Consider the following 22,057-nt stretch of genomic DNA (forward strand, 5'->3'; position numbering starts at 1 on the left):
CTCTTAGTTTAAAACCAGTTGATTATTGTTTTTGCCACCAAACCTGCGTGCTGATCTCATCGGCACCCTGTACAGCCACTGCGGCCTTGTAACTATCAGGATTGGCCGATTGTACATAAACCGGGTATTGCAGCCTTGCCGGCATAATGCCGTTGTTCCTTAAACCGTTACCTTTTGGCAATACCGGGTGACCTGTACGACGGTACTCAAACCATTGCTCAAAATCAGTGTAAAACATGGAGTAGTATTTTTGAACATGGATCATCTCCATCTTTTCATCAAGCGGGGCAGCATTGTCCCAAACAATATCGGCGCCTGCTAAATAGGTATCTATAGGGGTTGCATAAGTCGGGATCCAGAATGTGATACCTGCTTGTACACCATTTTTATAATAAGTGGCCGCATCTCCGGCTATCCAGCCTTTCGCTGCAGCTTCAGCAAGGATAAACTGTAGCTCCGAATAGTTCATGATGTTACCCATCAATGGGTCGTTCATCAATGTAGTTGCCGATGTGGTAGAAAGGAAATATGATTTGATACCAATGTTTTGGCCGGGCGCATAGCCGCTCGGGATTCCCTGGATACCACCCTGATAGCTTGATATCGACCAGCGGTTAGCAGTTAAACGGGGATCAGCCCATTTGGCAAGGTTGTTTACAAAAAACTCACAAACACCGGGCTGTCGCCAGTCTTGTTCACGTACTCCGCCAATAAAAGGAGATGTTAAAGCACCGGAGCCGGTCCACCGCAAAACTGCCGAATCATCATTGCTGCCCATAATGGGATAAACATCGGGATTGGTATCAACAATTTGCTTGATCTTAGCTATCACATCAGCCGAAACATCGGCTTTGCCAGATACCCTTAACAACAACCTTAAATAAAGCGTGTTACCAAACTTGCGCCATTTTAAAGCATTGCCGCTAAATACCGGATCACTGCCGGCAACTACGTTTGCCGACGCATTGAGCAGGGTATCTGCTGCTTCCAGGTTTTTGAAAATATCCAGGTAAATATCTTTCTGCTTATCAAACTTAGGCGTAAAGTTCCCTTCCTTGCCTTTGTTCGAATCAAAGTAAGGCACATCGCCATAAGTATCTGTCAACAAGGAATATAACCATGCCTGACAAATAAGTGAAATGCCCATATACGTTTTGTTGTAGGTAACTTCCTTACTGGCTATGTTATAAATATCTTTAAAGTTGGTTAACTGGGTATACCAGGCATTCCAGGTAGCATCGGCCCAGGTGCGTTTGATATCATACCTGAATACTTTGCCTTCCGAATCGCCGGGATCAACGGTAACCTGCATCAGCTCGTTATTAAAATTACGAGCGCGAAGCATATTAGTCCCCAATGTATTTACCAACGCCGGAGCCAGCAATTGCTGCGGCAGGGCGTTTGGCGTGCCGTTGGGATCGGTATTAAGTTCAATAAAATCCTTTTTACATGACGACATTATGCTAACGAACAACATCATCATCGATATAAGTATATATCCGTTCCTTTTCATATTGTTAATTATTAAATGCCAATAACTATGTTAAAACCAAATGTGCGGGTTGATGGAAACTGTGCAATCTCAAATCCCTGCACTATATCGCTGCCCGAAAGGGTACCAAATTCAGGATCGAAGATTGGCCACTTTGTCCAGATGTACAGGTCGCGTCCGTATACACCCACTGTAGCTCGTGTTAATCCAAGGCGTTTAACCAAACGCGGGCTCAATGAATAGTCAAACCTTGCCTCGCGGAATTTCAGGAAGTTGGTTGAAAACGTATTGCCTTCGGCATTATCAATACCATAGTGTGAACGATAGTAACCGTCAACATCTGTTGCAATGACATCATTCGGCCGGTAGCTTCCGTCAGGATTTTGAATAACACCTTTACCTATGATACCGTTATACCTGCCCGGTAAGGTAAGTGTTGTTTTACCCTGTTCGGCCAGTTTATAGTTTGATAGCGAGTATGACACACCGCCAACCTGGGCATCAAATAACAGGTGCAGGTTAAATTGCTTATATCTGAAATCGTGCCCCATGCTTGCTTTCCATTTTGGAATGGTGTTGCCCAAATAAACCAGGTTATCTGATAGTTTAGCGAAACCTGTAGATGGGTCATAAACGATTTGCCCGTCGGGCGAGCGTAAGTAACCGCGGCCATACATATCGCCCATGCTGCCGCCTACACGAGCAACAATCTGCCCACCGCCTGTTGGGCCGTTACGCAGCACTACGGCACTATCGGCAAGCTGTTCAATGGTATTTTTATTGGCGCTGAAGGTTGCAGTAACATTCCAGCTAAACACGTTGGCTTTGCGCACAGGCGTACCGTTCAATGAAATTTCGATACCCTTGTTGCTTACCTTACCTACGTTGATAACTGCCTGGTTATAACCCGACGATTGATCGACAGTACGACTAAGGATCTGGTTTTTGGTGTTACCTGTGTATAAAGCAATGTCAAAGCCCAAACGATTATTGAACATCCTTGCTTCGGCACCAACTTCAAGAGTTGTGGTGCGTAGTGGTTTCAAATCGGGGTTTGATAGCGTACGCGGATTTTGCAAACCACCTGCATAGGTACTGCCCGCTGATACATAGTTAAATGAAGTTTGATAAGGGTTTGTTGTACCGCTACCAACCCCTGCAAGCGATGCCCTCAATTTTGCATAGTCGATGAATTTAAACAGCTTGAATGCTTCTGATGGCAAAAAGCTCATACTTGCCGATGGATAAAAGAACCCAACCTGATCGGTGCGGTTAGCAGTAGCCAACGTACTGATCCAGTCCTGACGGGCTGTTAAATCCACATACAGGTAATCTTTAAATGATGTAGACAATAAGCCGTAGAAGCTGTTGATAGCGTATTTTGATTTATATGGCTGGGTAACCAGGGGCCCTGCATTATTGGCCATTGAATACACGCCCGGATATACTAACGAGTCGGCGCGCACTTCATCGCGATTATAATTGTTGCGGAGCATACTGCCACCTGCTGTAGCGGTAATGTTAACATCGTGTGTTATTTTCTTGTTATATTTCAACAGGAAATCGGCACCCTGCTCTTCCGAATAGATGTTTTGCGTACGATAGGAACCTTTTGGATATTTGGTACCGGCATCATACGGACGTTGTTGTGCGCGCTGCTCATAGCCCATATCTAAAGTAGCACGAACCTGTACGCTAAACTCTTTTGTTACATTGTAAAGCGCTTCAACGTTCCCGGTAACCGAGTTGCGGTTTGATTTATTGATAAACTCGTAAGAAACGGCATAAGGGTTTTCAGGAAACGAGCTGAAAGGATAAAAGATCGCTTTACCATCCTGGCCGTTTTTCCAGTAGTTCTTCAACCAGTTTAAATTGGCATTGGGTTGCCAGAAAATAAACCAGTACATCAGCGATTGGTTACCATAGCCCGCCCCCGGTAAATTATCACTGTTTCTGTTGTTGTAGTTTACTTTTGCGTTGATGGTCAACTTATCATTGATCTTTGAATTTACCGATAAAGCGATGCTGTTACGGGTATAACCTGTGTTTGGCGTTATCCAGTGATTGGTAACATTGGTTGCCGAAAAACGAGCCGTTGTTTTATCGCTGCCACCATCAACACTTACCGAATTGGTGAAAGTTTGGCCAACATCAAAAAAATCGCGGATCTGGTTTTTGTATGGCACCCATGGCGTACGCGTTGTACTTTGCTTTTGTGTAACGGGATCAAGCTGATAAAAAAGCTGGCCATCAAATTTAGGTCCGTAAGCCGAACTTGTTGCGCTTGTGCTTGCACCATCTGGACCGGCACCATATGAATAATAACGGGAGCCTGCCGTACCTTGTCCGTATTCATATTGCAGATCGGGCCAGCGGTTTACGCTTTCAAGGCTCGCATTCGAGTTAAAGGTAATACCCAAACCGCTATGTTTCTTACCCGATTTTGTGGTAATGATAATAGCACCGTTAGCACCGCGCTGGCCATAAAGCGCCGCCGCGCCGGGCCTTTCAATACCGTTACCGTTTCAATGTCCTCTGGGTTGATGTCGTTCAGGTTGCTGCCATAATCGGCAGGCATGTTATCGCTGCTGGTACCATAAGCCGATTCGCCGGAGTTGCTTGTACGTCTGCCGCTACCCTGGTTAATTACAACACCGTCAACTACTATCAGGGCTTCATTATCGCCGGTGAGGTTGTTTTCGCCACGCAGGATAATTTTGTTTGATCCTGCCGGTCCACTGTTTGAACGGATGAGGTTTAAACCTGCCACCTTGCCCGATAACGCATCAGTCCAGTTACCAGAAAGAGCGCTGGTTAGCTGATCGCCTTTAATAACCGGGGCGGAATAACCCAAACTTTTATCTTCCCTTTTGATACCGAGTGCTGTTACCACAACCTCGTTAAGTTTATTATCGGCGGGACTAAGTGTGATATTTAAAACAGTGTTTGTATTTGAGCTAACACTTACGTTCTGAATCCTTTTTGTTTCGTAAGAGATAAAGCTTGCCTCAACCGTGTAAGTACCCGGCACAATATTTAATGTATATGAACCATCAACGCCACTGATAGCAGTGACCCCTGTTCCCGGAACTTTCACTGTAGCACCTGGAAGTGGTTCTGATTTTTCATCAACCACTTTCCCTTTAATGCTACCCCTATCCTGTGTTTTTGCAATGATGAGGATATTACGTTCGCCTGCTGCTCTGTAAGTGCAGGTAGTTCCTTTTAAAAGCAGGTCAAGAGTTTCTCCTAATGAGCGCTCTGCTTTTGTTATGTGTACTTTGCGTTTATCATCAAGCAGGCTATTATTATAACTGATAGAGATATCGCTTGATTTTTCAATTTGCTGAAAGGCATCCTTGAGCATGGTGCCCTCGGCACCAAACGTGATCCTTTTGTTTATTACTGTTTGAGCCTTAGCGTTTATGCCGCCAAAAGGCAATTGTAAAAAGAACAGCATGGTTAATAACCATAACTTTTTCATATATTTACTTTAATTTATACTTGTCTAACCGTGAGTTTAAATTGTCAAAATTCTGAAGCCTGGGGTTGTTACCAGCAACGTCCAGGCTTTTACCAATAGCCGGGTAATACTATTTCATTATACTTCCTCCTTTTTGATTATTGTTTGAAATAAAAAGCTGACTACCTTTTTGCGTATAGCCTAATCCTGATAGCGCGCTAAGGGTTTCCATGGCATCTGTCAATGTCATACCTCTTAATTTGGCTGTAAGCCTTACATTGCCCAAATCCTGTTCTGTAAACCTGATCTTAACGCCGTAATGATGCTCAAGCGAAGCGGCTATCTCACTGTAAGTTGTATTATAGAAAACAAATTCGTTATTGATCCACGAGCTTACTGATGATGCATCAGTGTTGTTAAAAGTGTAGATACCGTTTTGGGTATTGATGCTGATCGCTTCGTTCTTTACCAGGTATTTAACCATTTGAGGTTTTCCCTGCACATTGGCCATTACCCCTACTTTACCGCTTTGCACGGTTACAGCTACTTTATGATCGGCCAGGTAGGCTTTAATATTAAATGAAGTACCCAATACAACAGTGGTGATATCGCCGCTTTTAACTACAAAAGGCTTAGCTTGATGAACCACATCAAAAAAAGCTTCGCCGTTAAGCGTTACATCACGTTTCTCGCCACTAAAGTTTTTGGCGTATCTGAGTTTGCTGCCACCACCCAGATAAACTGTCGAACTATCGGGCAGCATTATTTTTGAATGCTTGCCATCAACATTGCTGATCTCTTCGTAAACCAAAACCGGCGACTGTTTGAAATACATATATCCAAACCAACCGGTAGTACAAATAAGCAAACAGGCGGCAGCATAAGCTATCCAATTGAATTTAGTAGTGCGTTTAGTTACAGGTATTTGAGGTTGGATTATATGTGCATTGATTTTTGCCCAGGCGCTCTCGGCATTTTCCGGTTGTTTAAAGTATGTTTTGGATGCTTCCAGGATCTGGATGGTTTCACTAAACTGGGCAAGGTTTTCGGGGTTCTCCTCAATCCACTCCTGTAACTGTGTTAAGCCATCATCGCTGATGGTTTTTTCAAAATATTCAACTATTAAGCGGTAACTATTATCTTCCATTAAATCTGTCTCTGCAATAAAGACTGATTTTACGTAGCCGATACGTAGCGAAAAAAGTTAAGTTTACATTAAGAAATTATTAACCCTCGGAAGTGAAATTGTGCTGCCCTTTTAACAGCTGACGAAGTTTTTTGATAGACTGGTAAAGTGTAGTTTCAACCGTACGCACAGAGATCCCCAGCACTTTGGCTATCTCGTTTTTGTCGAGATTATCGATACGGCTCATGAGCAGCACCTGCCTCTGACTGGTTGGTAACGTATCAATAAGGTTTAGTATTTTATCGTACGATTCGCGACCCGAAAGGATTTTGAATGGGTTGTCCCTGTCTTTTAATACATGTCCCTGCAGGTCGATATCTTCGATGGAATGTACCGGATCCTTCTTTTTTTGGATATGATTCAAAGAGAGGTTTTTGGCAGCAACAAACAGGTAACTTTTTACATTAAGGATGGCTGTATCGCGGTTATCCCAAAGTTTAATAAAAAGATTAGCAGTGATCTCTTCGGCAACGGTATAATCTTTAGTGTACACCGTGCACAATTGACATAAGGTTTTGTAGTAACGGTTAAAAAGAGTTTCAAGGGCAACGGGGTTGCTTTGCTGGATAAGCCCCATCAACGCTTCATCAGTAAGTGCAGGATACATGCCAAAGAGTTGTTTTGGCTCAAATGTAAGGCTGCTATGTTAGCATAATGTTAACAGACGACAAAACCTTTATTACCGAAAAACCTGACAATAGCTATTAAGCTATTCTATGATCAGGTTTTTTGATTGAGATGTAAGTTTTCTATAAGGGTTTTCAAAAAAAGTTTCACATAATCAGTTCCATCTACACTGAAACCGGGGGCGTGCCCTCTATTATGGATAATCAATAATTGGCTATTAGGCATATAACGCTTAATTAATCTATTATAAAATGGCCTGCAATCAGGGTCGACGTCACCTGCCGAAATTAATGCCGGTACTGTGGAATAAACAGGCTGCTTTGCTATAGCAGGTTCAGCCTTCACCTTCCAACAATTGCATATGGCATGATTTACATCATTAAACGGATACCCGGCCAACCACGGTAATACCAAATGTTGTTGTGCTTCCAATGTAGGATCATCGTATGAAATTTGTTCTGAACAATAAACAGAATACCTCATACCCAGTGATACGCTTGAATTACCCGCGAAATAGCCATCAAACTCCTCCTGTACATATTTATCATGACGGCCTTCAATTAAATCAATCATTACCGCAGGCACCGTGCTAACCTGCCGGGAGTTCATCCGGCCTATTATTGCATCGAGTAGTTCGTTTTTTGTATAAGTGAGATTATTAGCTTGCTTGCTTCCTTTTTCCTGATAAGCTATGGTATACTTCTTCCCGGTAATAGCGCTGAAGTATTGATGGAACTTCGTTCTTAAATTTTTATATTTCGTGGCAGAGGAATCCGTTTTGCAATTATGAAATACCTGCTCAAGCGCTTCATTGATATTAAATAAAGCGTGCTCCTCAAAATTTACGTAACCGGGGAGCGGTGAATTCAAAAGCAACGCCCGAACGCCCTCAGGATGGTTTCGCGCCATGGTAAGCATCAGGCCGCCACTGTAGGATATACCAACCAGGTTAAGCGAATCAATATTTAAGGCTAACCTTAAATCATTTATATCCTCTGCGCTTTCAATAGTATTATAGGCTGATAGGTCGACACCCTGTTTTGTAAACCGGTTTCGGCATTGGGTAACGGCCTGAGATACGAGGCTATCTTTATTTTTCCCTTCCCTGTAACTGCGTTTGATGGCCGCTGCTACTTCCATACAATCCAGGCATGGCTGCGCCCGCTTTGTCCCGCGTTGGTCAAAAGCAATAAAGCCACCGTAGGCCAACCAGCCGGAGTCATAACCTATGCTATCGATATTACGTGTAGTGCTATAACCCGGTCCCCCTGTAGTGTAAAGTGAGATCTTTTTGCGTGCATCCTGATCCGGCCTGCGTACAAATAAAAACGGGATCTTCACTTTGCGCCCTGCCGGTTTACTTCTATTTTCCGGTACAACAAGGTAACCGGTCTTTAAAACAAGCCTTGGGTCTGCCTTAACCAACCCGGGGTAAGGCTCTAATACCGGTTTGTATTTCTGGCTATAAGCTTTTTGAATAAGAAAAGTAGCGCCAAATAATATGATAAGGAATGTTTTCATGACCGTTGTTTAGCTTACAAAGAAAGCGATCTGCCTTACCCGTTAAAAGTAAAAAACGGACAAATTAAAATTGATGCTTGGTTATCCTTTGACCGGTAAGGTTCATAACGTCCTTATAAAAATGGCTCAAATCATAATATCCATAATCTATCGGAACAAAGCTTTCTCTGTTATTTACAAATGCTGTTAATGCATTTCTGCCCCGCACAATTGAGAAATAATTTTTAGGCGGAGTGCCAATCACCCTGTTGAAATACCGATTGATAGTTTTAGAAGTAATGAACAGCTTCTCAGCAACTTTTGATGTATTCAACTGCATGCCAGTAGCCTGATATTCGCCAATGCTGTCGTTAACAATTTTAACATAATGATCCTGGCTTACCTGTTTAATGAGCTTCTCTAACAAAAATGATTCAACAATGATTACACGCTCCTCGAAACTTACAGGCCGTTTTACTTTTTGAAGTAATTCCCAGGGCAAAATTTGATTAAGGTTAATGATCTTGTCAATAACCGGGACTTGATTTAGACCTGAAACGGCTTCTAAACCGCCCGGATTAAATTTAACCGTGAATATATTATCGGCAGGTAGTTTATGCCTGGTAACGTCCTCATTTCTCAATATTAAAACATCTTGCTGCTCCCTTACATGATACCGGGTATCCTTCAAATCAATATAATAAGGCGAACCAAGGTTGATATAAAAAGTAGGTGTCCAACTGGGGAACATTTTCACCGATGAAAATTCATTTTTTACGTACTGTGCAGATAAATCTAAAACTGATTGTGAATAAAATTCGATATAGTTAGCCAGCTCTTCGCAAGGTGCGCTGAACCTGTATATTTTACGGATATTCTGAAATATCTCAACCATGGTATGAAACTAACTATATCCGTAAAAATAATTGTTTTAATTAAGATACAACATATACAGCAAGGTGAAAGCCAGGCATATACTATCCGTACAAAACAAAAATGGGCACCACAAAGGCGCCTACCGCAGCACGCACTTTATGACAACCATTTTAATAATAGCAATATTCCTATCTATGGCAAAAAGAACACCTCTTTCAAAGGCACACTCACCGGCGAATGATCGGCATTAGTATCCATGATATCGGCCATGTATAACCACCATTTTTTCATAATAGGGCTATCAGGCAAATGATCAAGGGCTTCCTGATCTTCAACATCCATTACGCCAAAAAGCCAGTGCGTGTCCTCATCTAAAAAAATAGAATAATTACTGATCCCCACATCTTTAAGCAAACTGCTCAATTCGGGCCAAATGGCATCATGCCTCGCCTTGTACTCGGCGGTTTGCCCTTCATGAAGCTTCATTTTAAATGCTACTCTTGCCATTGTAAATAGTATTTATATTATTAAAAGAGCTTAAGGCTTAAAGCGAAAAGCTCAAAGCTTTTATTAGTTTATTTCTCCGATACACATAAAAAGGCTTTGAGCCTTAAGCTTTCGGCTTTAAGCTTATTTAAGATTTTACCACATCCAATATCGGTTTATCGACGCCGGATAACTGATCTTGCTCAGGTTTTAACAGCTCAAGCACCTCAACATCATTATATCCTTTTTTCAACCACTCAACCGGCAGGTATAAGGTTTGCTGCGGACCAATGCCCCAGTACCGGCCAAGGTTGTGGCCATTTACCCATACCACACCTTTTCCCCAGTTGCTCATATCAAGGTAAGTGTCACCCACTTTATCCAGCGTAAATCCACCTTTCCTGATAACCGGCGATTCTACATTTTGCTTTGCAGCGGAGAATTTCACGGTGCTTAGATCATGAAACGGCAGCGAATACATTTTCCAATGCTGCACTTCTGTTCCGTTTAAAAGCACCTGTTGAGTGATCCCTTTTTTATTTTGCAAAAGATACTTACCAAAGTTGACGCGGCCAAGGTTTTCCACCAAAATATCAAGCGTTACTTTACCTGCCGGAAGTTTTAGATACAGGCTATCCTGATTAAGCCTACGGTCGAGCGTGCCCACTTTTTTACCGTTAATCATAATCACCGCATAGTCCCTAAGCTCTTTTAGTTTGAGCTGTCCGCTTTTGCTTTCGTTTAAAACAGTTCGGTACAACACAAAGCCATAGTCCTGGTGCAGGTCTTCAAACGTAAGCGGACTTAGATTTTCTTTAACAGCTGGCAGAGTATTTAATAAACTTACCGATTGTGTTAGTTTAACAGCAGGAATTGTGATTACCGGTTTGGCTGCCGGCACATCCGGCAATTGCATACCGGCAGGCAAATGCTTACGGATCACCTGCCTGAACTGTATAAATTTCGGGGTAGCATTACCTGCCTCATCTAAGGGTGCATCATAATCATAGCTGCTCGTTTGCGGTTCATAAGGCGAGGTATCTTTAAAATTAGCACCATTCATGAACGCACGGGTAGTACCGCCATGAAACATGTACATGTTGATAGAAATCCCTGCTGCCAGTACGGAATCAAGCCTACCGGCATAACGTTCGGCAGGGATAGTGTGATGGGCAGTTCCCCACCAATCAAACCAGGCCGGATACCACTCGGCAATATAATACGGGCCCTTACCATCGTGATTTTCATTAATGATCTTTTTAACCTTTGCAGGATTATCAAGACCGTTAACAGCAGGAAGTAATCCCGGCAAATGACCAGCTACCAAATCGGGGGCAGGGTCGCAGGTGTACAGCAATCCATCAAAACCGGCTTCTTTAAATAGTTTTTGATTAATCCCCAGATACTCTTTATCGCTGCCATATGAGCCGTATTCATTTTCAATTTGTACCATCAGGATATTACCGCCATGGTTTATCTGTAGCGGGGCCAATTGCCTGCCTACCTCTTTGATATAGCTTTCATACTCTTTAAGGTATTGGGCTTCTTTACTACGCACCTCAAGGCCTTTTTCGTTCTGCAACCAGTAAGGATATCCTCCAAACTCCCATTCGGCACAAACATACGGGCTTGGGCGAAGGATCACCCACAGGCCTTCCTGCTGAGCAATACGAACAAACTCGGCCACATCGTTATTACCGCTAAAATCAAACTTGCCTTTTTGCGGCTCGTGCAGGTTCCAGAAAACATAGGTGCCAATGGTATTTAAGCCCATTGCCTTAGCCATTTTCATGCGGGCGCGCCAGGCTTCGCGCGGTACGCGGGGATAATGCATTTCGCCCGAGATCATCTGGAAAGGTTTCCCGTCAAGCAGGAAAGCCTCATCGCCCAGCGCAAAGGTATGTTTGGGTACCTGGCAAAAGCCCGCTATGCTGAAGCATAAAAATAATGTTAAAAAAGATATTGTAATTTTTTTCATTGTGATGCGCTATCTGTTCAGCGCTTCTGCGCTTTTTTGTTTGTAATAGTTTTGAAGAATATAAAAAGCTTTCTTTTTGTTGCCTTTATCATCATAAAGACCCTTGCGGTTCCAGCCTTCCTGGTACAGTGGGTTATTCCGTTTGGGCGACCGGAAATCGGCCATTACCCATGGTGACAGGCCCACGAAATTTGCAGGCATCCGCTTAAACATAGCTACCTGCTCCTTAAAATACCACTCCTGGTACTCCTCGCTAAAGCGGGTCAATGAATCGGCATGAAAACCGGTTTTAGCTTCGGCCCCGGTTTCGCTGATAAATAAAGGTTTATTGTATGGCGTGCTCCAGTTTGTAGAACGGCATTTATCGGGCATGCCGCCATACCAGCCAAGGTATTCGTTAAAAGCAACGAGGTCAACAAACTCACCCAGCGGATCATCCACCACATTCAAATCTTTACCCGAACCATAATTTACCTCAAGCGCCGCCGAAACCAGGCGCGTATCATCCAGTTGTTTGGCCCTGATAATCAGATCATGCATAAAATTCGTACGTGTCGGGCTCACCGGTGTTTCGTTCCCAACCGACCAGATAATGATACTGGCGCGGTTATGGTCGCGGGTGATCATTTCATTAAGCTGGGCTTTTGCCTTTTCAAGTACAGCAGCATTGCCAAAATCAATCGTCCAGTAAACCGGGATCTCCGACCAAACCATAATCCCCAGCGAATCGGCCAGGCGGGTTATCTTTTCGTCATGAGGATAATGTGCCAGCCTAACCATATTGCAGCCAAGTTCATGCGCCTGGGTTAACAATTGTTCAGCATCCTGCTGGGTGTAAGCCCTTCTCACGTCCTGCGGTATTTCGCCATGGATACAGATCCCCCGTAAAAACACAGGCTTACCGTTTAACAATAGCTTCGGGCCATACGCCTCGATGGTGCGGAACCCTATCTTATCTTCTGTTTTATCGGCACCGGACCTTATGATAACTTTATACAGCTTAGGTGTTTCGGGCGACCATAGCTGCACCTTTGGCAATTTAAAGCTAACCTGCGTAAGTTTGCCTGTGGCAGCAAACTGCTTACTAAACTTGAGCTCGGGTATTTGTACGGTGATATTTTGACCAGTTGGCGGAGTATCGCTCAGTTTAACCCATCCGCTTATCTCCGGTTGTTTTGCGGGAGCCGCACCATTAACAGGCTTTTTAAGCTGGATTACAAAATCGCGGATATAAGTTGCCGGTACTTCAACCAGTTTTACATCGCGGGTGATACCTCCGTAGTTCCACCAATCGGTGTTAAGGGTTGGCACCTCGTCTGCATAGCGCTTATTATCAACCTTAACCACCAACAGGTTATCCTTTTCCTTAAGCAGCCCGGCAGGAATTTCAAAATTAAACGGCGTAAAGCCACCTTTGTGCATGCCCAGCTTTTTACCGTTCAGGTATACATCGGCCCTATAATTTACCGCACCAAAATAAAGGTACTGCCTGCCGCCATTGGCCGGTTTAACGTAGTCGAACGATTTTTTATACCAGATAGTACCCTCGTAATAAGTAAATTCCGGCTTTTGATGGTTCCAGTCGCCGGGTACATCAATGCTATATTTATCGATATAGCCGTGCTCCTTTTTCTCAGTTTTATTAGCCGGGATGCCGCTGTTCCAATAGGCATCGCCATTTTTTTCGTTGAGCTCCTTATACCGATAATCATAAAACCCGGTTTCGTACGGATCAACAATGTATTGCCATTTGCCGTTCAGATCAAGTGCTTTACGGCTTTGGATATTGGTAATGAGACTGTCTTGAGCGGTCGCCGTACCGGTAACGAACAGCAGGCAGCATAAGCTTATGAAGTTTCGCATATTATTTCTTAAATATGTCAAGGTTCCAGTTATCTACCCAGCTTATTTCGATATCATCACCTTTAAAGCTGATGGGCAACCACAGGTAACGGCCATCAATGGCGTCTTTTGGAGCCCATTTATCGGCTATAAATATGAAGGCATCTTTTTTACCGGCCACAGGCAATACATGCGTACTTTGACCGCCGTAAGTTATTTTGCTATCCTGTCCCTGGCAAGGGTTACCGTGGTAAGTCCAAGGCCCCCAAATTGATTTTGCACTGAACCAACGGGCGGCGTTGGGTGCCCAACCTGTACAACCCGAGCCTATCATGTAATAAATTCCGTTACGTTTAAATAATGCAGGAGCTTCGGTTTGATGGCCTATATAGATACGGATAAACTTACCTGTATGCCCTGTATAATCGGGAGTTAGTTCGGCCAAATCAAGGGTGTAGTTTTCTTCGGATGAAAAAACGTGGTAGGCTTTGCCGTCGTCATCAACAAAAACAGTCATATCGCGGGCCATCTGGCCGCCGGGCAAATCGCGGCAAAAAAACTTATCGGTTTCGTGAGCCGGATTAACACAGTTTATTTTATCACCTTCGGGTGTAAGTGCCGGATAAAACGGCATCTGCCCTGGGTTAGGGCGATAGCTTTTAATAAACTTGTACGGGCCGGTCACCTTATCGCTTACAGCAACCCCGGCGCGGGCAGCGCTGTAGCCTTTGCCTAATAGTTCCAGGTGAAACCACATTACATATTTCTTTGTCTTTTTGTTATAAACAACTTTGGGCCTTTCCAGGATGCAGCCTTTTGCTATATCATTTGTGGTATCTGGCGAAACACTCAGCGAGATCCCCTCATCCTTCCAGTTGTATAAGTCTTTTGACGAGATAGCAATGAACTCCAACCATTGCCCGGTTACCTGCATCGCCGGCAATTTTGTGTTCGCCAAACCAATAATAAACCCCATTATTATACAGAATGCCTCCCCCGTGGGCATTGATGTGCACCCCTTTATCATCTGGCCAGATTGCGCCCGGACTAAAACTGGTTAATTTGGTTTGCGCACGACCGATGATACTTAGCAGCAAAAAGGCCGGCAATAAAAAACGATAGTATTTCATATAAAGATGTTGTATTATTTTCTGATATCAAGTGCATGATCTGCAGGTGCATCTTGGCCGCTCCAAATTTTAACTGCGGTCCAGGGTTCTTCCGCATCAGCCCAAAACGGATCGGCTTCGGGCAGACCTAATGGTACAAAAGCGGTGGCGCAGAAATACAGGCTGCCTGTTGTAATATAAAAATCGGCCAGGCTGGGCTGCTTGCCATATAAACCCATATTAAGCCAGCCATCGGCAGTAAAAGTTTGCGGCGCGCCAAGCGTTTTTTGATCATAGCTGTTAGCGCGCATCTTACCTGTGCCGGTTTCAGGCTTGCAGGCAGTTGTTTTTTGTAGGCGATATTTGCTAAATGATGAAATGCGCCGCCGCGATAAACTATCGACCGTCCTATAGCGGGGTAACTTCCATCAGCATTAATAAGGCGCTCAAGCACTTCGGCATAACGTTGGCCAACAGCCAGCTCACGTTGTTCCTCACGCACATAAGTTTTCTTTTTAGCATCTACCTCTTCCAATATGGTACTCAGATTGGGATGGATCACGATGCTATTATAATAATCGAGATGAAAGCTCATCCCGTCCGAATACATACCGTCGCCAACATACCAATGTTCTGTAAATTCGCGGATACCAAATTCAACCCTTACCGGATCGTAGCCCAGGTCATATTTGCAAAAGAATGCCTCTATTATCCCCGAAAACAAAATCCAGTTGGAGTAAACCGGAACAGTTGCCCGGGTAGTTTTCATTACTTCAACCACTTGTTTTTTGGTAGCATCATCAAGGTGCTCCCATAACCATGGGCTCCGTACCAAGGCAAAAGCAACAAACGAGGCATCAACCAATGGCTGGCCACCGCTCCATTGCATATAGTCTTTAGCCTGCGGATTAACAGCGTTAGCGATAGCCTTTAAAGACCATGCCCGGTATTGCTCACGAAGTTTTACTTCGGCGGGATCACCTCCCTCTAATTGTAACCACGGCGCTATACCACACAATGTGCGGCCAAAAGCTTCCAGGTATCCCACCTTAGCACGACTTTCCTTATTATCTACTCTGTCAGATAGTTCCATTGGCATTTTTCCTTAAGCTGATCGGCTGCAAGGTTGCTGATCACTGGCCGGGCTACCTTATCCATGTAGCTTAACCACAGTTTCCTGTCGGATACTTGTGCGGTATTCTTTTTGCTTTGGGCCGATGCACAAAACGGAGCACTTATCAATAGAAAATAAAATATGAGTTTCTTCATCCGGGCTGTTATTTGTTTATTATACTTTGGTTCAAGTTCCATGTTGTAAGTCTCAAGTCGAAAGTCTTAAGTTTTTCTAAAGACTTAGAACTTCTGAATCAGGGTTTAAGACTTTCTATTTCAAGGTTTCCATTGCAACACCTGTACTTTCGTAGGCGCCACGTTGGCCTTACCCTCACCATCTACCTGCGTTACTTTTTGTACAAACAGGTTAAGAACCTCTTTATCTTTCCATAGTTCGGTATCATAGGTGGGCTCCCACTCCCCTACAGGCATGGCAGTTAAATCACTAACCTGCCAGTTCGCACTTTGCAGATCGTTATTTACAGCCACAGAAACTTTATCCCCACGTTCGGTATCTCTGAAAATAATCGCTACTGATTGTTTTCCGCTTTTATTCCAGGCTATAATTTGCGGGCGCGATATCGGGATCAGTTTGGTACCTGTACCGCCAAGACCGAATGCTGTTTTCCTAAAACCAAGATTGGCCGAATGCCAACTACTGCTGGTTTTAAAAACAATATGATACTGTAGTGTAGTTGAACTGCTATCGCGCCAATAGGTTGCGATAAAAGGGTTGCCCCCGTCATCGGCAAACATGGATGTTTGATTGATGAGCTCGCTGTGCTGTGGAATCCGGCATGTGTACTCAGCATTAGCAGCATTAATCGGGAGCATATATTTTTCGCCAGTCGATTTTTCCCAGGTTAAACCTCCGTCGTTTGATCGGGCATAGCACATGTCATGATTACTTGCTACGTCTGGCGTTTCGCGCCATACCCATGAAATATGGATTGTCCCTTTTTTATCGATGCACATTTGCCAGTAGGCATTGCGTTTACCCTCACCGTCAATAAGATTTTGCTGTATGTTAACCCATTTTTGAGTAGTTATATTATACCTGTTCATGACCAGGTTTCCGTTACCCGAACCTCCGTCGCGGTAAACAAATAACAGATCGCCATCTTGTAAACGATAAAATTCGGGATAGCTGACCTTGTTTTCGCCAACCCCTGTCATGCTTTGTTGGGCCGACAAAGTTAGGCTTCCGGGCTTAATGCTTTTAGCATAGTTTAAAGTCTGATTATGGTGTCCCCAGGCAACATGCAAATAGCCGGCACCATCAACCATGATACTGATATCCTTATGGGCATCAGCAGCATCGGCTTTATATTGCGTTGCAGCAACCTGCCAGTTACCAGATCCGCTTTTTCTCTTAGCCAACACTAAAGCCTGGTCGTTGTTATAATAAGCGGCGTATTGTTCACCCTTAAAAGTAACTAATGAGTTTTTGCGGAAAACAACTGTATTGACAGAGTTATTAGCCCAGCCCAAACCAATAGTGGTAGTAGTTACCTTGTCGGTTTGAGCAGATACAACAATAGTGCTCCCAAACAGGACACATATAAAAAACAGCGATCTTAAATGGTATAGCTTCATAAAAAAGTAAAAGTAAGGGCAATGGATATTGCCCTTACTTTTTATTTGTGTTTTAATTAATAACCCGGGTTTTGCTCCAGCACCGCATCTTTATTCAACTGAATTTCAGACAGAGGGATAGGTAGCAGCAGATTCTTAGCTGCGAGCCCGGTTGTTGGGTGAACGGCATCGTTACTATTAAGCCGCGTGGCACGGTCAACCAGTGTACCTGTACGCATCAAGGTTTGGCGGCGGTTTTCCTCGCCGATCAATTCCCTGGCACGTTCATCAAGTATAAAATCAAGTGTCATTTGCGCGGCCGTTACCTGTGGTGCATTGGCCCGCGTCCTTAACAGGTTAATAGAAGTGGCTGCATCAGCAGTTTTACCTTGTTTAAACTGTGCTTCGGCGAGTAGCAGGTAAGTTTCACCTAAACGCATCATGATAAAATCCTTGATCATGGCGTAGCCAAAAGTATCGTTAGGATCAAACGCGCCCCATTTAGTTGTACTCGGGCAAATCCTGAATAAGGTATCCGCGCCAGCAAATGGTACAGGTTTTCCTAATAACGCAGGGTACTTAGGATCATTGTAATAGTATTGTCTTTTAATATTGTATTGTGAATTACGAATGTCCCCTTGTGGATACAGCCCATAAAGCACCCAGTTACTTAATCTTAATCTCCCGATACTACGACCACCTAAGGAATCGCAAGGCAACATTCCCGGAATCTGATAGTATGCCGCGCCCCACACCCTGCGTTGCTGAGCATTATCCACATTTCCACCTACAACAACTGATGAATTTTCCTGCTCAAGCACCCAGATAGCTTCGGCGTTGCCTTGCGCACGGCGTTGATTGCCATATACAAACATATCTGAATAGTAATCGCCTGCGCCACCTGCCCTTACGCCGTAACGGGCTTTGATCAGGCTAAATTTGCCACTATTGATAATGGCTTGAGCTTGCTGCTCAGCAAGGTCGTTTTTACCCATACGCAGATAAGCTTCGGCTAACAACTGCATTGCCATATATTTGTTAGCCCTGCCAACCGGCTTACCCTGAGCGTTTGTTTTCGCGGTACCGGCATTCAGGTCGGCCAGGTTAGTAACTGCATAGTTAAGGTCACTGGTAATAAGCGCGTTTAAATCATCAAGAGACGCACGGGTAAAGTTTATCTTCGGAACAGTTAAAGCGTGATCAGTAAGCGGCACTTTACCAAATAAGGTAACCAGGTTATTGTAGGCATAGGCCCTGAAAAACTTGGCCTCTGCTTCCACTTGCTTTTTTCCTATAGATCCTAATTTTGTATTTGATGGATTTTCAGCATTGTCAATTATAATATTAGCGTTATTGATCATCGCATAATATTTGCCCCAGATATATTTGGCGGCGTCATCCTGTGGTGCCAGCGCACTATAATTATAATAAGGCACCTCTATCCCCTGCTGCTGGGCTGTAGCGTTCGCCACATCGGTACCTACCTGCCAAACACTTGGCCAGCCTTGCGCACCTGAATAGGTTAGGATACCGGTTTCAAGGTTGTATAAACCTATTGCCGATGCCTCCATACCCAATGAATCGGTAACAGTAAGGGGAGTATATGACGAGTATGGTTTTTCGTCGAGATATGATTTTTTGCAAGATGCGAATGCTGTTAACACACCTGCAAAGAGTAATATTGCTGAATAGTTTTTCATGTCTTTTTACGGGTTAGTTATTTTAAAGAAATATTAGCACCTAAAATGATTGTACGGGTTTGTGGATAATTATTTACCCAATCGCCCGATCCGCGGGTTGAGTAATTGGCCTCAGGGTCCCATCCTATCCAGTTTGTAAACGTTTTCAGGTTTCTACCGCTTAAATAAAAGGTTAAACCGCTTATGCCTGCTTTATCAAGCAATCTTTGAGGAACTACGTAACTAAAAGTCACATCTTTAATACGGGTGTAACTGGCATTACGCGGATAACCATAACCACGCGTGTTGGTATAAGTTAATGACTGAAAGTCGTTGCTATTATTAGTTGGTGTCCAGTAACCAACCGCGGCAGGCGTATTTCTTCTGCCCGATTCGTCGGCATAATTTAAATCGGCGTTATTTTTTAACATGCCCTGTGCCGTTTGTACAAAGATGCTTAGGTTGAAATTCTTATAATGAAATGTGTTGGTTAAACCGCCCGTCCATTTAGGGTCCTGCTGTCCCAATATTACCCTGTCACCATCGGCAGTAATTTTACCATCGCCGTTAATATCGGCAAATTTCAAATCCCCCGGCTTAGCAACGGGATCCTGCTTGGAGGGATCTTCACCTGTTTGCCAAACACCGGTCATTTTATAATCATATATTACATTGATAGGTTTGCCAATAAACCATTTGTTGCCAATATCATCTTTGCCATCGCCATAAAGGGCAACAACTCTATTTTTATTAGCTGCAAACACAATAGTGCTTTCCCATCTAAAATCTTTGCCATCAATATTGCGGGTATTTAGCGTTACCTCGATACCTTTATTTGCTACCTTACCTATGTTATCAACAACCTGGTTGTAACCGGTAATGGTTGGTAGTGCACGGTTTAACAATAGCCCGGTTGTTCTTGAATCATAATATTCCACGGTACCGCTGATTCTGCTATTTAACACAGAAAAGTCGGCCGCGATATTAGCCTGATTAGTGCTCTCCCAGTGCAGGTTGCCATTACCAAGGTTGCTTGCTTGTATGCCTACGGTGCTTACCCCATTAAAAGGAAACCTTACCGTACCATCCGATGTAATGGTTCTGTAAACACTTACAGCCTCGTTACCTGTTTTACCATATGATGCCCTAAGCTTTAAGCTATTGATCAGTTTGGAGTTTTTGAGAAAATCTTCATTACTTACATTCCAACCAAGGGCTGCAACCGGGAACCAGCCATATTTGGAAGTATTGGCACCAAATACTGATGAACCGTCGCGCCTTACGGTCAGGGTTACCAGATATCTGCTGTCATATGAATAATTCAACCTGGCCATTTGCGAATTAAGCGCATATCTGTCTGAATAGCTCCCTGAAAAGCCATTTACACTTGCACCTGATACTGTTGCGCCAATACCAATCTGGTTAAATGACAGTTCGTCGTTTATATAACCAGTACCGGCTATTCCCGAAATGAAATATTTACGTTGTTGAGCACTGTATAAGCCGGTGAAATCGATCCGGTGCTTACCAAAATCGCGGGTATAAAGCAACAGATTATCCAGCGTGTAGCTATTTGTTTCGGAACTTACCGCGGTTGCCGAACCTAAAGGTGTATTAGCCAAACGGCCGCTATAGCCGTCTACACGGGTAGGCAGGTAAGTATACCCGGCATTTAAGCGGTATTTTAAACCTTTGAGTACACCGCCAAATTTTACTTCGGCATAGCCGTTGCCGCTTATATTCACGCTTCGGTTTATCTGGTCGGTAGTTAAACCAAGCAGAGGATTAACATATAGCTGTTCGGGGGCCATTGGGTAAATGGCATAAGTGCCATCAGCATTATATATGTTACCATAGGGGCTCATGGCTGTAGCGTTGAGTAAGTTTGCCCTGCCGCCATCATAATTATTATTGGCGAAATACAAATTGGCGCCTACACTCAGATAGCTGGTTACGTTTACATCCAAGTTTGAACGTACGCTTGCACGGTTATACTGATAGCCTTTTATCACACCTTTTTGTTTTAGGTAATCGCCTGATAAAAAGTATTTAACATCAGGGGTACCGCCTGTTACACTCAGGTTGTGATCCTGCATAAAGCCTTGCTGGGTAACTTCTTTTACCCAATCAATAGTGCGGCCGGCAGCGTAGTTAGCCCTTTCAGAGTTATTATACACCGGCTCGGGAAATTGCTGGGTTAAGTGGTTTTGCGACTCATAATCAAGGAACTTCTGGGTAAATGAGGCCGGACCACGTGGTTCAAGTATATGCCCCAGATTTTCATAGCCGGCATATCCATTGTAACGAATTACAGGTTTACCAGTAGTACCACGTTTTGTAGTGATCAGGATAACGCCCTGCGAGCCGTTAGCACCATAAATAGCAACGGCGGAAGCATCTTTAAGGATCTCCATTGATGCAATATCGTTGGGGTTAATATCATTAAGTGATCCTCCACTTTTGGTAAGCGGGATACCATCAACTACCACAAAAGGGCCAGAAGCAGCCGAGATAGAGTTTTGCCCCCTAACCGTAACTGAAGGCTGGCGACCAGGAATTGAGGATGATGTGGTTACAGTTACCCCGGCAACCGCTCCCTCTACGGCCTGCAAAACGTTTGTAACAGGCAACTGCGACAAGCGGGACTTAGGCACCGTTGTAACAGAGCCGGTAACGTCCGATCGTTTTTGCGTACCGTAACCTACTACTACAACTTCATTAAGCTGCTTGTTACTATCTTCAAGTACGATATTTAGTGTGGTGGTATTTTTTGTAACCTCAATGAATTTGGTTATCATGCTCACAAAAGAGATCTTTAACGTTGAGCCTTCGGCAACTTCCATTTTAAAAGCGCCATTAACATCGGTTGTGGTTGATTGGGTTGTGCCCTGGATGTTTACAGTTGCACCGGGCAACACATTGCCGGTGGCATCTTTTACAACACCTTTTACATTAATTTTTGTTTGCGCGCTTGCCAGCTGAGCAATGCCTGTGAGCATCATCATTAAAAGCAATACGGAAAAACTTTTTAAGAGAGTAAATCTATATTTCATAATTTAATTTGGTTTATAGGGTTCATTTAATTTGGAATTTTGGGCGGTAACTGAGCCTATCCAGGCTGGTTTAACACC

General features: G+C 43.8%; 16 protein-coding genes and 1 pseudogene. All 17 read right to left on the reverse strand.

All coding sequences use genetic code 11. The annotated features are described in order from the left end of the window. Positions 1–22: 22 nt before the first annotated feature. A complete protein-coding gene (locus ACRQ5D_RS30825; protein WP_091163390.1) occupies positions 23–1,513 on the reverse strand; it encodes a SusD/RagB family nutrient-binding outer membrane lipoprotein in 1,491 nt (496 codons plus the stop codon). Positions 1,514–1,524: 11 nt separating this feature from the next. Further along, a complete protein-coding gene (locus ACRQ5D_RS30830; protein ID WP_432329917.1) occupies positions 1,525–3,951 on the reverse strand; it encodes a TonB-dependent receptor domain-containing protein in 2,427 nt (808 codons plus the stop codon). Continuing rightward, a complete protein-coding gene (locus tag ACRQ5D_RS30835) occupies positions 3,870–4,976 on the reverse strand; it encodes a carboxypeptidase-like regulatory domain-containing protein (RefSeq protein ID WP_432327655.1) in 1,107 nt (368 codons plus the stop codon). The genes ACRQ5D_RS30830 and ACRQ5D_RS30835 overlap by 82 nt, the downstream gene beginning before the upstream one ends. A gap of 109 nt (positions 4,977–5,085) precedes the next feature. Beyond that, positions 5,086–6,102 (reverse strand): FecR family protein, encoded by a 1,017-nt coding sequence (locus ACRQ5D_RS30840; RefSeq protein WP_431198705.1) that lies wholly within the window; start codon positions 6,100–6,102, stop codon positions 5,086–5,088. A 79-nt stretch (positions 6,103–6,181) separates the two neighbouring features. Continuing rightward, a complete protein-coding gene (locus ACRQ5D_RS30845) occupies positions 6,182–6,748 on the reverse strand; it encodes an RNA polymerase sigma factor (RefSeq protein WP_091163386.1) in 567 nt (188 codons plus the stop codon). 113 nt (positions 6,749–6,861) lie between these two features. Next, a complete protein-coding gene (locus ACRQ5D_RS30850) occupies positions 6,862–8,289 on the reverse strand; it encodes an alpha/beta hydrolase (RefSeq protein WP_431198707.1) in 1,428 nt (475 codons plus the stop codon). Positions 8,290–8,353: 64 nt separating this feature from the next. Beyond that, positions 8,354–9,163: a helix-turn-helix domain-containing protein gene (locus ACRQ5D_RS30855; protein WP_091163381.1), complete on the reverse strand. Its 810-nt coding sequence runs from the start codon at positions 9,161–9,163 to the stop codon at positions 8,354–8,356. 173 nt (positions 9,164–9,336) lie between these two features. Then, positions 9,337–9,651, reverse strand: a complete 315-nt coding sequence (gene rhaM, locus ACRQ5D_RS30860; protein ID WP_090532916.1) for an L-rhamnose mutarotase — start codon at positions 9,649–9,651, stop codon at positions 9,337–9,339. Positions 9,652–9,778: 127 nt separating this feature from the next. Next, positions 9,779–11,608: a glycoside hydrolase family 35 protein gene (locus ACRQ5D_RS30865; RefSeq protein WP_091163378.1), complete on the reverse strand. Its 1,830-nt coding sequence runs from the start codon at positions 11,606–11,608 to the stop codon at positions 9,779–9,781. 9 nt (positions 11,609–11,617) lie between these two features. Further along, positions 11,618–13,471, reverse strand: coding sequence for a glycoside hydrolase family 2 protein (locus ACRQ5D_RS30870; RefSeq protein WP_091163376.1), 1,854 nt, complete (start codon positions 13,469–13,471; stop codon positions 11,618–11,620). A gap of 1 nt (position 13,472) precedes the next feature. Then, positions 13,473–14,363, reverse strand: coding sequence for a glycoside hydrolase family 43 protein (locus tag ACRQ5D_RS30875; protein WP_432327660.1), 891 nt, complete (start codon positions 14,361–14,363; stop codon positions 13,473–13,475). Beyond that, positions 14,314–14,580 (reverse strand): hypothetical protein, encoded by a 267-nt coding sequence (locus ACRQ5D_RS30880; RefSeq protein WP_432327661.1) that lies wholly within the window; start codon positions 14,578–14,580, stop codon positions 14,314–14,316. The genes ACRQ5D_RS30875 and ACRQ5D_RS30880 overlap by 50 nt, the downstream gene beginning before the upstream one ends. A 14-nt stretch (positions 14,581–14,594) precedes the next feature. Beyond that, positions 14,595–15,658: pseudogene (locus ACRQ5D_RS30885) on the reverse strand (DUF2264 domain-containing protein). Further along, positions 15,631–15,870: a hypothetical protein gene (locus ACRQ5D_RS30890; protein WP_432327663.1), complete on the reverse strand. Its 240-nt coding sequence runs from the start codon at positions 15,868–15,870 to the stop codon at positions 15,631–15,633. Before ACRQ5D_RS30890 ends, ACRQ5D_RS30885 begins: the two are co-directional and overlap by 28 nt. A gap of 78 nt (positions 15,871–15,948) precedes the next feature. Beyond that, on the reverse strand, positions 15,949–17,268 hold the full coding sequence (locus tag ACRQ5D_RS30895) for a BNR repeat-containing protein (RefSeq protein ID WP_091163371.1): 1,320 nt from the start codon (positions 17,266–17,268) through the stop codon (positions 15,949–15,951). Positions 17,269–17,324: 56 nt separating this feature from the next. After that, a complete protein-coding gene (locus ACRQ5D_RS30900; protein ID WP_091163369.1) occupies positions 17,325–18,947 on the reverse strand; it encodes a RagB/SusD family nutrient uptake outer membrane protein in 1,623 nt (540 codons plus the stop codon). Between the two features lie 17 nt (positions 18,948–18,964). Further along, positions 18,965–21,979, reverse strand: a complete 3,015-nt coding sequence (locus ACRQ5D_RS30905; RefSeq protein ID WP_091163368.1) for a SusC/RagA family TonB-linked outer membrane protein — start codon at positions 21,977–21,979, stop codon at positions 18,965–18,967. Positions 21,980–22,057 lie beyond the last annotated feature (78 nt).

This window comes from Mucilaginibacter sp. P25, from assembly GCF_050859465.1.
Classification (GTDB): Bacteria; Bacteroidota; Bacteroidia; order Sphingobacteriales; family Sphingobacteriaceae; genus Mucilaginibacter; species Mucilaginibacter gossypii.